This window comes from Vibrio sp. J2-3(2022) (assembly GCF_021725735.1).
Lineage (GTDB): Bacteria > Pseudomonadota > Gammaproteobacteria > Enterobacterales > Vibrionaceae > Vibrio > Vibrio diabolicus.
Genome location: NZ_JAKKCK010000003.1, coordinates 202,705 through 216,690 on the forward strand (window position 1 = coordinate 202,705; position 13,986 = coordinate 216,690).

General features: G+C 46.5%; 9 protein-coding genes. 6 read left to right on the forward strand and 3 right to left on the reverse strand.

From position 1 onward, the window contains the following. Positions 1-98 precede the first annotated feature (98 nt). From L3V27_RS13345 to dhaR, 5 genes are all read left to right on the forward strand, one after another. On the forward strand, positions 99-1,847 hold the full coding sequence (locus L3V27_RS13345) for a GNAT family N-acyltransferase (RefSeq protein WP_164666508.1): 1,749 nt from the start codon (positions 99-101) through the stop codon (positions 1,845-1,847). A gap of 613 nt (positions 1,848-2,460) precedes the next feature. Beyond that, complete coding sequence (locus L3V27_RS13350; RefSeq protein WP_199803709.1) at positions 2,461-4,413, forward strand: PTS mannitol transporter subunit IICBA; 1,953 nt, start codon at positions 2,461-2,463, stop codon at positions 4,411-4,413. Positions 4,414-4,525: 112 nt separating this feature from the next. Beyond that, positions 4,526-5,674: a mannitol-1-phosphate 5-dehydrogenase gene (locus L3V27_RS13355; RefSeq protein ID WP_199803708.1), complete on the forward strand. Its 1,149-nt coding sequence runs from the start codon at positions 4,526-4,528 to the stop codon at positions 5,672-5,674. A 57-nt stretch (positions 5,675-5,731) separates the two neighbouring features. Then, the gene (locus L3V27_RS13360) at positions 5,732-6,262 is read left to right on the forward strand and encodes an MltR family transcriptional regulator (RefSeq protein WP_012841150.1); all 531 of its coding nucleotides are present in this window, start codon (positions 5,732-5,734) and stop codon (positions 6,260-6,262) included. A gap of 148 nt (positions 6,263-6,410) precedes the next feature. Continuing rightward, entirely contained in the window at positions 6,411-8,336 is a 1,926-nt protein-coding gene (dhaR, locus tag L3V27_RS13365) for a dihydroxyacetone kinase operon transcriptional regulator DhaR (RefSeq protein ID WP_237312033.1), read from the forward strand. Positions 8,337-8,414: 78 nt separating this feature from the next. Here dhaR and ptsP read toward each other — a convergent pair whose 3' ends face one another. Genes ptsP through dhaK form a run of 3 tightly spaced genes read right to left on the reverse strand, consistent with a single transcriptional unit; the run spans position 8,415 to position 12,525 of the window. Further along, a complete protein-coding gene (gene ptsP / locus L3V27_RS13370; RefSeq protein WP_237312035.1) occupies positions 8,415-10,814 on the reverse strand; it encodes a phosphoenolpyruvate--protein phosphotransferase in 2,400 nt (799 codons plus the stop codon). Between the two features lies 1 nt (position 10,815). Next, on the reverse strand, positions 10,816-11,451 hold the full coding sequence (gene dhaL / locus L3V27_RS13375; RefSeq protein ID WP_005379705.1) for a dihydroxyacetone kinase subunit DhaL: 636 nt from the start codon (positions 11,449-11,451) through the stop codon (positions 10,816-10,818). A gap of 15 nt (positions 11,452-11,466) precedes the next feature. Then, positions 11,467-12,525, reverse strand: a complete 1,059-nt coding sequence (gene dhaK / locus L3V27_RS13380; RefSeq protein WP_237312037.1) for a dihydroxyacetone kinase subunit DhaK — start codon at positions 12,523-12,525, stop codon at positions 11,467-11,469. Positions 12,526-12,878: 353 nt separating this feature from the next. Here dhaK and L3V27_RS13385 point away from each other — a divergent pair, with 353 nt between their 5' ends. Continuing rightward, positions 12,879-13,961: a glycerol dehydrogenase gene (locus L3V27_RS13385; protein ID WP_005379703.1), complete on the forward strand. Its 1,083-nt coding sequence runs from the start codon at positions 12,879-12,881 to the stop codon at positions 13,959-13,961. Positions 13,962-13,986 lie beyond the last annotated feature (25 nt).

Sequence of the window (13,986 nt, forward strand, 5' to 3'; positions counted from 1 at the left end):
AGCTTCACCAGTTTGTCACCAAAGGCTCATGGATTTGCCTCTGAACTGTCATCTGTAATTTCTACTATCCGATCAGCCACTTGTACGCTGAGGTAAATATGGATAGTTCGACCCCTTTTCGTCTCCCTCGTAAAACGCCGTTTGGCATTGGTGAAAACGTTGCAGAATGGGCAACAGGTTTAAGTCAGCTCGATAAATTCTACGCCCAACGCCCCGTGAATGCGGATACCAAAACTTTCTTGCGATTTACGCTGGATATTTTGGGGATCGACTATCGCATTGCCCATGGTTCGCTCGACGCAGTGCCAAAGCAAGGCGCAACCGTCATTGTGGCGAATCACCCTCTCGGTTGTGTTGAAGGCGTGATTCTCGCCGAGCTACTATTGATGATACGAGACGATATCCAAATTTTAGCGAATCAGTACCTAAAAACCGTACCAGAGCTCGACCAACTTTTTATTGGTGTCGACGTATTCGAAGGCAAAGACGCCGTCAAATCGAATATGAAGGCCCTCAGAGCAGCCAACAAACACCTTGCGAATGGCGGCTTGTTATTGGTTTTCCCTGCGGGTGAAGTGTCGCAGTTGGTGGATGCCAAACAACAGCGTTTAGAAGACAAAGAATGGAGCCGCAGTGTCAGTGCGTTAATTCGTAAGAACAAAGCCGCCACTGTTCCCGTCTTCATTCGTGGGCAGAACTCAAAACGCTTCTACATGGCAGGTAAAATCCACCCTCTTTTACGCACCTTGATGTTGGGAAGAGAGCTGCTCAACAAGAGCGCAAAAACCATTGAGTTGTCCTTTGGGCAAGCAATCAAGTTTAAAGAACTCAATAACCTCAATGATGATCAGATCGTCAATTATCTGAGGCTTAACACCTACCTGCTTAACCGCGATGTAAGTGCCACTCAGCAAACGGTCTCAGACAATGATCTCTTACCTATTGCGGCAGGGTTACCCATAGGCCAATTACTTGAAGAGCTGCACAGCTTACCGGCAGAAACCCAATTGCTTCAAAATGGCGAGTTCGACGTGTACTGCGCCAGCGCACAGCAGATCCCATCTCTCCTGCATGAAATTGGCCGCTTGCGAGAACATAACTTCCGTCAAGTTGGCGAAGGGACCGGACAAGCGATAGACATCGATCACTTCGATCATGATTACCTGCACCTGTTTGTGTGGGATCGTGAGAACCAATGCATGGTAGGAGCTTACCGTCTTGGATTAGTTGATCAATTATTGGCGAAATATGGCGTAGAAGGATTGTATTCGCGCACCTTGTTCAACTATGACCAACGCTTTCTCGATCAAATGGGTAAGTCGATTGAGATGGGGCGTTCTGTGATTGCCGAGCAATATCAAAAAAGCATGAGTGCCCTACTCTTACTCTGGAAAGGCATAGCGACTTTTGTTCATCAACATCCCGAATACACGCACTTATTTGGCCCAGTGAGCATCAGCAACGATTACAGCCATACCGCGCGTCAATTATTGGCACAATCGATGACCCTACACCACTACGACAACGACTGCGCCGAATACGTCACTCCGTCAAACCCACTGCCAGAAACCAACTTAAACTGGAATACCAGCATGCTAACCGCATTGGGAGATTTACAGTTGCTATCTCGCGTGATCGCTCGAATTGACGAAGGCAAAGGCGTCCCGGTATTACTGCGCCAATATTTGAGTTTGAATGGTAAGTTGGTGTGTTTTAACGTCGATCCGGCGTTTAACAACGCACTGGATGGATTGATTATGGTGGATTTACGCGATGTGCCTGAGAAAACGCTTGCACGTTACATGGGCAGTGAAAACGCGCGCGAGTATTTAGCTCTGAATAATTAACCGTCGTCTACAAACGTAGGAGGTATCGCGCTGTTCAAAATCGCTCTAAACAACACAACGCGAGCAGCGTGATGCGTTATTTACCCATAAGACATTAAAAACAAAGTGTTTAGTTAAACTCATCGCAAAAAGGCCAGTCATCTCAAGCTTTAATCCACAAAACGCCAACATCGCACAAACGTTCACGTTATAAACTTTCACAAAACTTCAAAATAGTCATAGATCACATTTTCAATCAAACCTGACTTCAAACAAAATGTGACATTGATCATTTCGAGTATTTAATTTGAATTGAAAAAGAAATTAAAGGTGATCTTAATCACAATGAATTTTTATTTTATATTTGTCAGAAGATCGAATTGATCACTAATATTTTTATTGACAGATTTGAAAGTCATTTTTTGTTATTAAGTTACATATCAATTAATTGATCATCATCACTTAAAAAATGCTTTTCATCCGAAGAAATGCGGGGGTTGATCACGAAAAACCCGTCGTCAGTTCCAATTGGAAAATGTGTGGTAAATTGATTGGGTACTAAGCAATCAAACAAGCGGTTTTGGCGAACCGTTTACGACAACATATTCATCAGAACATCGAACGGGGAATTGTTATGATATCACCAGATGCCAAGATCAAGATACAAAATTTTGGTCGTTTTCTGTCAAACATGGTAATGCCTAACATCGGCGCGTTTATCGCGTGGGGCTTTATCACTGCTCTATTTATCCCAACCGGATGGCTACCAAATGAGACGTTAGCTTCCATGGTTGGTCCTATGATCACTTACTTGCTGCCACTACTGATCGGTTACACCGGTGGTAAATTAGTGGGCGGCGATCGCGGCGCGGTCGTTGGTGCAATCACAACTATGGGCGTGATTGTCGGTACCGACATCCCAATGTTTATGGGTGCAATGATGGTCGGCCCAATGGGCGGCTGGGCTATCAAAAAATTCGATAACTACATCGACGGTAAAGTAAAAAGCGGCTTCGAGATGTTGGTGAACAACTTCTCTGCGGGCATCATTGGTATGCTGTGCGCCATTTTGGCTTTCTTCCTTATCGGTCCATTTGTCAAAGTGCTTTCAGGCGCATTGGCAGCAGGCGTAAACTTCCTTGTTTCAGCGCACCTTCTGCCACTGACTTCTATTTTTGTTGAGCCAGCGAAGATCCTGTTCCTAAATAACGCGATCAACCACGGCATCTTCTCTCCACTGGGTATTCAGCAAGCGTCTGAAACTGGTCAATCGATCTTCTTCTTGATCGAAGCGAACCCAGGTCCTGGTCTAGGTATTCTGCTGGCTTACATGGTGTTTGGTAAAGGTACGGCTCGTCAAACGGCAGGTGGTGCATCCATCATCCACTTCTTCGGCGGTATCCACGAGATTTACTTCCCTTACATCCTAATGAACCCTCGCCTAATCCTTGCGGCTATCGCAGGTGGTATGACGGGCGTATTCGTTCTAACTATGTTTAACGCAGGTATCGTTTCTCCAGCATCACCAGGCTCAATCTTCGCAATCTTGTTGATGACTCAGAAAGGTTCAATCGTTGGTGTACTAGCGTCTATCGCAGCAGCAACAGGTGTGTCATTCGCCGTAGCAGCACTGCTAATGAAGACACAAACGTCAACAGAAGAAGACGGTGATGAAGCAGCACTAGAAAAAGCAACATCACAAATGAAAGACATGAAATCTGCATCTAAAAACGATGCGGTGGTAAACAGCCAAAGCAAAGGTGACGTAGACCTAGCGACAGTACAAAGCATTATTGTCGCTTGTGATGCGGGCATGGGCTCTAGCGCAATGGGCGCGAGCATGCTACGCAAAAAGGTTCAAGACGCAGGTCTGAACATCCACGTAACCAACCTTGCCATTAACAGCTTACCAGAGAGTGCAGATATCGTGATTACTCATAAAGACTTAACGGATCGTGCACGTAAACATGCTCCAAACGCACACCACATTTCATTGACGAACTTCCTAGACAGCGAAATGTATAACCAGCTAGTCACCAAGTTACTGGCAGCACAAAACCAATCCGCAGCCAATGACGACCAAATGGTAAAAGTGTCGCTCGTGGCAGCAAACGACGACAACTTCGAGCCACAGCAAACGTCGGTGTTCCAAATCCAGCGTGAAAACATTCACCTAGGTTTGAAAGCAGCCAACAAAGAAGAAGCCATTCGCTTTGCAGGCAACAAATTGGTTGAACTTGGCTACGCAGAACCAGAATACGTAGACGCGATGTTTGAGCGTGAAGCGTTGGTTCCAACTTACCTTGGCGAGTCTATCGCGGTTCCTCATGGCACCGTAGAAGCGAAAGACCGCGTGAAGAAAACAGGCATTGTAATCTGCCAATACCCATCGGGTATCCAATTTACTGAAGATGACGACGATGTCGCGAAACTGGTTATCGGCATTGCCGCTAAGAACGATGAGCACATCCAGGTGATCACCACCATTACGAACGCGCTCGATGAGCCGGAAGCAATTGAGAAGCTAACCAGCACCAACGATGTGGAAGAGATTCTGAACATCCTTGGCGGTCAACAAGCGGCTTAATTACTCCTTTAATTTGCTCCTGAGGCAAATGAGGTCAGCTGTCACCCCCTATGCGGTTGGCCTCACCCTAGTTTCGTAAGTCAACATTTTCAGATATTGGTAGGTAAGAATTATGAAAAACGCAGTTCATTTTGGTGCAGGTAACATCGGTCGTGGTTTCATCGGTAAACTCTTAGCAGACGCAGAAGTCGAGGTCACTTTCGCTGACGTTGATGCGCCGTTGGTAGACCAGCTCAGCCACAAACAAGAATACAAAGTGAAAGTCGTGGGCACCGAGTGCCAAATCGACACTGTTACCCACGTCACAGCGGTAAACTCAGCCAGTGATGACGTGATTGATCGCATCGTCAAAACCGATTTAGTTACCACTGCGGTTGGTCCAAACGTATTAGATATCATCGCGAAAACCATCGCGAAAGGCATCGCCAAACGTTTTGAAGCTGGCAATGACGCGCCACTTAACATCATCGCCTGTGAAAATATGGTGCGTGGTACCACACACCTAAAAGGTGAGGTGTACAAGCACTTGGATGAATCACTGCACACAAAGGCAGACGAGTTGGTTGGCTTTGTTGATTCAGCGGTAGACCGCATCGTGCCACCAGCAGAAGCCGCCAACGATGATCCACTAGAAGTCACGGTAGAAAGCTTTAGTGAATGGATTGTGGATGAGCAACAGTTTAAGGGCGATATCCCTGACATAGCTGGCATGGAAAGAACCAACAACCTAATGGCCTTTGTCGAACGTAAGCTGTTCACCCTAAACACAGGTCACTGCATTACCGCTTATTTAGGTTGTTTGAAAGGGCACCGTACCATTCGTGAAGCAATTGAAGACCCAAGCATTCATGCCGAAGTAAAACAAGCAATGCACGAAAGTGGTGAAGTGCTGATCAAACGTTACGGCTTCGACCGCGACATGCACAATGCCTACATCGAAAAGATTTTAGGTCGCTTCGCCAACCCATATTTAGTGGATGAAGTGGATCGCGTTGGACGACAACCAATTCGTAAATTGGGTGCAAATGATAGATTAGTGAAGCCATTACTCGGTACAATCGAGTATGGCACTGAAAATCAAACACTTTTGAAAGGGATCGCGGCGGCGTTGAAATACACCAACGACACCGATCCGCAAGCGGTTGAGCTACAGACCTCATTAAAAGAGGTTGGCGTAACAAAAACGCTAGCGAAATACACCGGTCTGGCTGAAGACAGTGTTGAAGTGGCTCAAATAGAAGCGATTTACCACCAGCTTTAATCGAATCAAGGGGAGCTCTGCTCCCCATAAATATAATTTTAAACAGTTACTCAGTATATGGCAGATAACATCAACGAAACCGAGATCATTGAACGATTAAACAGCGCGCCATCGGTACGAGGCTTTTTTATTGCAGCAGTCGATGTGTTCAACGATTCCATCGACGGGCTAATACAAAGGATCTTTCGTAAAGATAACTTCGCCGTGCAATCGGTTGTTGGTCCCCTACTGCAAGACTCCGGACCGCTGGGCGATCTCTCCGTTCGTTTGAAACTCCTATTTGGCTTAGGCGTACTCCCAGACGATATTTATCATGATATTGAAGACATCATTAAGCTTAAAAACCGACTCAATAGCGATGCATCCGACTACGAGTTCACTGATCCAAATATTCTAGAGCCAATCAAAAAGCTGCATCTGGTAAAGAAAATGGGCATGGTGCAATTAGAAGTCAACGAACCTGATGACGACATCGACCTTGAGTTTTATCAACTCCAACTTCAACGCCAGCAACAAATAATAAAATCAGGTCTCTCGCTCGCCATTGTCGAGATCTGTAACGAACTGGGCAAAGACAGCCCTTTTTAACCCAACCTCCGGCAAGGAACGCCTTATCTACTAGCCTCTTTTCTTTACGTATCCTTTCTGTATGACGTGCGTGAAAGCCATCACAGTCCATATTCGTATGTCTCTGTAATATCAGACCAATCTATCGCTGGCATTGAAACGGTATGGCATGCTTTCAATCGAAGACACTAAAACCAAATGGGCGTTTTTCCAGAAACACCATTGGGTATCTCCAGAATTTTCCCGCACTCCCGTACTTGAGTCGTGGGAGCGTTGCATAAAGCAATGCAGTCCTTACACCTGGTCAAAGCCACATATTGCCTCTGGATTTACCTTCTCATCTCTGATGAAACGCAACGAGCACCTCATCGAATGCGCCACTACCGTACTTGAAGACACTTACGACATGCTAGGAGACGAAGACCTGCTATTGATGGTGACTGATGGCAACGGCTGTATTCTCTCCACCGTCGGGCACGACTCTATGCGACAAGAGATGCAAGCACTCGGTATTAAACAAGGCTGCTTTCTGTCTGAAGGGAAAATTGGCACAAATGCAGTCAATCTCTGTATCAACACTCACATCCCGTGTGAAGTGTTCGCAGCAGAACATTTCAATCGCCACTTACACTCTTATGCCTCTGTAGCGGCGCCTGTTTTCGACCAATTTGGCAAATTACGCGGTACAACATGCCTTTTCAAAAAAGCGGAAAGCTATAAGAAAGAAGACTTAGTCATCATCGCGTCGAGCGCGAAAGAAGTCAGTTTGCAAATCCATATTCAGTCGGAACAAGAAAATATGAACCGCCTCACTTGTGCGCACAACGCAACGTTAGAGTGCATGGATGACGGCCTTCTGGCCTGGGATGAAGAAAGCCGTATCACCATGGTAAATCATCAATCAGAGCGCTTGTTAAACATTGAAGCCAGTCAGGTCTTGGATAAAGAAGTCTTTTCTGTTTTACGCTTCCCGCCAAATGTCCTCAATAGTATTGAGTCGGGTGCAAGCATCAATCGAAAACTCACAACGGTAGAGGTTCGTGGCGAGTTTGTTGAAGCGATCATTACCTTGCGTCCACTCAACGACGGAACGCACTTATTGTTTTTGCACCCTATCGATAAAATTCGCGAACTTGCTCAACAACAAATAGGTGGCAGTGCGCGCTATACGTTCAGTACTTTGCCTGTTATTTCACGAAAAATGAAGCATGTCATTACCGTGGCAAAACGGGCCATAAAGTCCAAATCACCGATTCTAATTACAGGTGAAGAAGGTGTAGGAAAAGCCACTCTCGCCATGGCGATTCATAACGAAAGCACCTACAAAGAAGGGCCATTCATTACGCTCAACTGTCGCTCTATCAATACAGAGCAACTGGTCAAAGAAACCCTAGGCTACGACGAAGGACAAGGCATGCCTTCTAAGTTTGAACTCGCCCATGGCGGTACGCTCTTTTTAGAGAAGGTGGAATATCTATCGCCCGATTTACAAGCCGTGTTACTTAAGTTGTTAAAAACTGGGCTCGTCAGCCGCAGCGACAGTTTGCGATTGATCCCCGTAGACTTTCAACTTATTACGAGCACCGCTTCAGAGATCAGCGAGTATGTCACTCAGCGCTCATTTGGTCGGCAACTTTATTATGAAATCTCCTCGAACGAGCTGCATATTCCGCCACTACGAAAGCGTAAAGAAGACATTGAATTTCTCGTCCAGCAGCTTATCAGCCATTATGAACGCCGCCACAATGTGACGATCTCGATAGAGCCAGTCGCACTGGAAGCGTTGATGAATTTTCGTTGGTCAGGCAACAACTCTGAATTAAGAAACCGAACTGAGCGAATTTTGCTGAACCGCAGTTCGAACTTAATCAAGCTGAACGATATTCCAGAAGACATTAAACTGAATTCCCGCCATACCGCAGAAAATACGCCAGTAATCACGCTAGAAGAAGCCGAGAGAAGAGCTATCGTTCAGGCTTGGAATCAGTGTGATGGCAAAATGCATGATATGGCGAAAGCATTGCAAATTGGCCGCACGACCTTATGGAGAAAAATTAATAAGTTTGGGCTGCAGGAGCAAATGAAGCTGTATTAAGCCAAGAAATGGCGTTCCTAGAAAAGTAAAACCGGCGTAAGCACGCCGGTACACATGTACTAACGATAAAGGTATCGATTAAACATCGACAGACAACTGACGAATCTGCGCTTTTAGTCCCGGTAGCAGACTCGAACTGGCGCTGAATTTTCGTAACCCAACACGAAGTAATGTTTCTGTGGCATTTGGATCGCCTGCCATCTCACCGCACATACTGACCGGTATGCCCGCGCGCTCGCCTGCTGCACAAGTGAGTTCAATGGCTTTTAGTACCGATGGTTCAAAGTAGTTCACTAATTCAGCAACGGCGGCGTTGCCTCGATCGGCAGCCATAACATATTGAGTCAAATCATTGGTGCCAATAGAGAAAAAGTCGACTTCTTGTGCTAACGCATCAGCATTCAACACCGCGGCGGGTACCTCAATCATAATACCGACAGGCAAATGAGTCGCATCCAAGCCGAGTTGGTTTGCTTGATGCGCCAACAGCGCTTTTACTTTTCTCACTTCTTCAACCTGAGCCACCATCGGTATCATCAATTGAATATTCGGTTGCTCGTGAAAGGCTCTCAGAATGGCTCGAAGTTGGGCGGTAAACAATGACTCATGTTGAAGGCACAACCGCACCCCTCTCAGACCTAAAAATGGATTATCTTCCGCTGGCATAGGGTAAGCGACTAAAGGCTTATCACCGCCAACATCTAGACTACGAATCGTAAGTGGCTTATCACCAAGTGCGGCGGCAATATCACGATACACTTGGTATTGCGCTTCCTCAGTCGGCAACTCATCACTGTTTTGAAATAGAAACTCAGTCCGGAATAGACCAACGCCCTCAGCTCCTGATGTTAGTGCATCATCAATATCTTTCGGTCCACCAATATTGGCGAATACTGGAATATGGACACCATCACAGGTGACTGCGGCTTGCTGAGCACTCGCTAGCGCACTTTGTCGGGTGCTTTGCCACTCAATTTGTTGCGCTTCTAATTCCTGTTGTATGGCATCTGAAGGAGAGAACCATAAATGCCCTCGAAAGCCATCAATAGTCACCACTTGCCCAGCACGCACAGCATCAAGACAGCCCTGAGCTTTAACGATGGCAGGAATCCCCATCGCACGAGCAAGAATCGCACTGTGAGAGGTTTTCCCTCCTTCACTCAAACAGATACCAAGCACTTTCGATTTATTAAGCCCGGCCACATCAGAAGGCATCAGGTCGCGGGCCAACAAAATACTCGGTTCCTGAATGTCGATGGCATTAGGCGTTACACCTGTCATTTCGACCATAACTTGGCGTGCGATATCATGCACATCTGCTTCGCGCTCCCGCATGTACTGACTTTCTGCCTGGCGAAACTCTTCGGCCAACGTTTGCAGTGATTCTATCCAAGCTTGCTCGGCTATCATGCCCGTTTGAATTCGCGCCTCAACCGATGCCCATAACTCTGGGTCACTGAGCATCATGCTATGAGCAGAAAATATTTCCCCTTTCGGCTGCTTCGCTTGCTCCTGCAAATGTTGAACAACCACGCCTATCGCATGCTTAACCCGTTCAATTTCATCTTGTTCACTTTGGAAATCACGTTCAGGCACAGCTGGAATTTCATGGGTAAAAAGGACAGCTGGAGCAGTTGCGATACCGTCATTGACTCGAATACCAACAACAGCACCTTCAATCTGACTTGAGGCCATATCATCGAGCAGAGTATCCGTGCTCTCTTCAGGCTCGATAATGCCTTGCTCAACCGCCTCTTTTTCTCCGAAGTGCTCATGAGCTAAGGCTTCAAATGCCTGAATTGCTTCACTAGATTGAGGTCCGAGTGCGCACAGCGTGATCGTCTCTTGGCTACGAACGCCAAGTTTCGCAATGCTGTTTAAGCTCTTCGCGTTCACACGGCGCTCACCTTTTTTCAACCATAATTGGCAGTCAAAAGGCGCGAGTGCACCAACAATGGCCGCAGCGGGACGAGCATGTAATCCATGCGGATTTTGCACTACCCAATCAAATGTTTGTTCTTGCTCAACACTTTTTGATACTGGCGCTATCTCAGCGGATGTTAGTGGCTGATCGCCAAGGTGCTCTCGTTTTACGCTTAACGCATTCTGTGCCTCTTCGACTACCGTCGATAAAGGTAGTCCGGCGGCAGCAGCCACCGACGCCGCCATGGTCCCTTCAACAATGGGGGCCGAGATAAGGGTGACATTTTCCCTCACATGATCATCAATCAGATCCAGAGCCATTTCCGTGCTAAGCAACGCGCTGCCAAGATCCATCAATACAACAACCCCTTGTTGATCTTGTACCTGCTCAATCGCTTCCATCACGGCTATGGCATCGGTTCCGATCGGGTTCTCTGGATCATCAATCCCCGCGGCAATCGCAAGCTTGGCTTTGCCTTGCGTCATTTGGGTGGCAAGTTCGGCCACCCCTTCAGCAAGGCGACGACTATGAGATACAACAACAATTCCCACCATCTTAATTACCTGCTATTGCCTGCTGTAGCGCTTTAATCATTAACAAAGAAGAGGTTGCGCCAGGGTCTTGATGACCAATACTGCGTTCACCTAAATAACTTGCTCGCCCTTTTTTCGCCAACATTTCAATCGTGGCAACCGCATTCGTTTCTGCTAGCTCAACCATTTCATTCAATAAATGGTCAGCGCTCATACCATTTTCTAACGATGCCTTCACGCTAACTAAAACGGGTAACCAAACATCACACATGGTTTTATCACCCAGTTCCGCTTTACCACGAGACACCACGCCATCCACACCGCTTTTTAGTGCATCCACTAACTCTTCAAACGTTAATTGCTCTCGAGTTCCGACAGCGGCAGCCGTGCGAATAAACAGCGTGCCATACAGCGGGCCACTTGCCCCACCGACACTAGAAAGCAAGGTCATGCCCGTATTCTTGAGAATGCTGCCGATATTTTGGTCCGCAAATTGCGGCAGTTTTTCAGCAACTTTTTTAAAGCCTCGGTTCATATTGAGACCATGGTCTGCGTCACCAATATCACGATCAAGGTCGGTCAGAAAATCTTGATTCTCTTGATACGTTTTTGCACATAGCTCTAACCAGTGAACGATATGTTGTTTTTCAATTTGCATGTTTACTCTCCCCTGTTACCACTTGATCGCGGCCGTATCGACAGGAGCATCAAACAGCTCCAACATCTCTTTGTCTGCCTTCAGCAACGTAATCGAAACGCCTTCCATATCGAGTGACGTACAGAAGTTACCAACCATATTACGCACGATACGGAACCCTGCTTGCTCGCAGTTATGAGTAAGACGGCGGTACACCCCGTAAAGCTCTGAAGTTGGCGTACCACCCATACCATTCACCATCACGATGTAGTCGTGTTCAGCGGCGAAAGGCTCAATGCTGGATTCCACTTCATCCCATTCACCTTCGTCACGATTCCAAATACGCAATGTGCGCTGATAAGGTGTGTTTTCAGCAACTTCAGCAAACATTTCATCCACTAACGTATCGACATCGGTGTATTTCACTCGCTTGATACCTGGTTCGCCATGGATACCAACACCAAACTCAACTTCATCATCTTCCAGAACAAAAGATGGTTTACCCGCCGCTGGTACAACACAAGCATTAAGCGCCACGCCAAATGAACGACAGTGATTATTAACGCGACGAGCCAGTGCTTCACATTGCTCCAACGAATAACCTTTGCTCGCGGCAGCACCAACTAACTTCTCAACTAATACCGTTCCAGCAACACCGCGGCGACCAGCGGTATACAGGCTGTCTTTTACGGCTACATCGTCATCCACCAACACCGACCCAACTTTGATGCCATCGGTATGAAGGAGCTCCACGGCCGTTTCAAAGTTCAACACGTCGCCGGTGTAGTTTTTAATGATAAACAGCACGCCCTCACCAGTATTCACTTGGTTGCCACATTCGTACATTTGATCAGGCGTAGGTGAAGTAAATACCTCACCAGGGCAGGCGCCTGTCAGCATGCCTTTACCAATAAAACCTGCGTGCAAAGGTTCATGACCACAGCCACCACCAGAAACCAATGCCACTTGCCCCGGCGTTTCCTCATGCCACATGTAACGAGGTTCGTAGTTAGCTTTGAGCTCAGGGCGGGACAATGCCAGGCCTTCCATTTGCTGCAATACAACATCATCGACTTGGTTAATTAACTTTTTCATCGTTCTATCTCATTCCATTTATATTTTTATGTAGGGTATGAATTCATCTTAAACAGAGAAAAAACGTGCTCAACAAAAATCAATACGTTTCATATTGAAACAACGACCTCGGTATTTTTGTTTCAATATGAAACGAAAAACGACGAATTTGCTTGAATAGTGATCGGCGCCATAAAGCATACTAATGCTTATTACTTCTGACAGTCGGTTTGACACCGAGGTCATAAAAGCATGGAACAAAACCAGAGAGATCCTTCACCACTTACCTCACCAAACCTAATATAAACCTTATCGCTACAATGGATTTTCATTGCAGTCCAAAACACACATAAAAAAGGTTAAAGGTTTGAATTATGGACAAAATTATTATCAGCCCAAGCAAATACGTCCAAGGTGAACAAGTACTTACATCTATCGCTCACTATGTGAAAACATTGGGTGAACGTCCGTTAGTCATTGCTGATGAGTTCGTGACTAACCTGGTTGGTGATGACGTCAAACAAAGCTTTGCTGACGAAAAGCTTCCACTCACTATGAACATTTTTGGTGGCGAATGTTCGCGCGTTGAGATTGAACGCATCACGGACATTTGTGCGACTCAAAAACACGATGTCATTGTCGGTATTGGCGGCGGTAAAACGTTAGATACAGCAAAGGCCGTTGCGTTTTACACCAAAATTCCTGTCGTGGTGGTTCCTACGATTGCCTCGACTGATGCGCCAACCTCTGCTCTTGCGGTGATATACACACCTGAAGGTGAGTTTGCGGAATACTTGATGATCCCTAAAAACCCAGACATGGTCATCATGGATACATCAGTCATCGCAAAAGCCCCAGTTCGCCTACTGGTATCGGGGATGGGTGATGCGCTTTCCACCTACTTTGAAGCCAGAGCCAACATGACCTCTGGTAAGGCAACAATGGCTGGTGGTTTAGCGACACGTTCAGCGCAAGCTCTTGCGAAGCTCTGTTATGAAACCTTGCTTGAAGATGGTGTAAAAGCAAAAGCTGCGGTAGAAAATGGTGTGAGCACCAAAGCGGTAGAAAATATTATTGAAGCCAATACATACCTAAGCGGTATCGGTTTTGAAAGCAGTGGTCTAGCGGGTGCTCACGCTATTCATAACGGCCTAACTAAGCTTGAAGAGTGTCATCATCTCTATCATGGTGAGAAAGTCGCGTTCGGCACACTAGTTCAGCTGGTACTAGAAAACGCAGCGATGGAAGAGATTAATACGGTTCTTGCATTCTGCCGCTCTGTAGGTCTACCAACCAACTTATTTGATATGGGCGTTAAAGAGCTTAACCACGCTAAGTTGCGCGAGGTCGCCGAAGCCTCAACGGCCGAGGGAGAAACCATCCACAATATGCCATTCCCAGTGACGGCAGAAAATGTCTACTCTGCTATTCTAACCGCTCATCAACTGGGCCAATAACCCAAATAACTTCAAACGAGTTTGA

Excerpts from the sequence above, each read along its gene's own strand:
- L3V27_RS13350 (WP_199803709.1), top strand. The coding sequence starts at position 2,461 with ATGATATCACCAGATGCCAAGATCAAGATACAAAATTTTGGTCGTTTT.
- L3V27_RS13345 (WP_164666508.1), top strand. The coding sequence starts at position 99 with ATGGATAGTTCGACCCCTTTTCGTCTCCCTCGTAAAACGCCGTTTGGC.
- dhaR (WP_237312033.1), top strand. The coding sequence starts at position 6,411 with ATGCTTTCAATCGAAGACACTAAAACCAAATGGGCGTTTTTCCAGAAA.
- L3V27_RS13360 (WP_012841150.1), top strand. The coding sequence starts at position 5,732 with ATGGCAGATAACATCAACGAAACCGAGATCATTGAACGATTAAACAGC.
- dhaK (WP_237312037.1), bottom strand. The coding sequence starts at position 12,525 with ATGAAAAAGTTAATTAACCAAGTCGATGATGTTGTATTGCAGCAAATG.
- L3V27_RS13385 (WP_005379703.1), top strand. The coding sequence starts at position 12,879 with ATGGACAAAATTATTATCAGCCCAAGCAAATACGTCCAAGGTGAACAA.
- L3V27_RS13355 (WP_199803708.1), top strand. The coding sequence starts at position 4,526 with ATGAAAAACGCAGTTCATTTTGGTGCAGGTAACATCGGTCGTGGTTTC.
- dhaL (WP_005379705.1), bottom strand. The coding sequence starts at position 11,451 with ATGCAAATTGAAAAACAACATATCGTTCACTGGTTAGAGCTATGTGCA.
- ptsP (WP_237312035.1), bottom strand. The coding sequence starts at position 10,814 with ATGGTGGGAATTGTTGTTGTATCTCATAGTCGTCGCCTTGCTGAAGGG.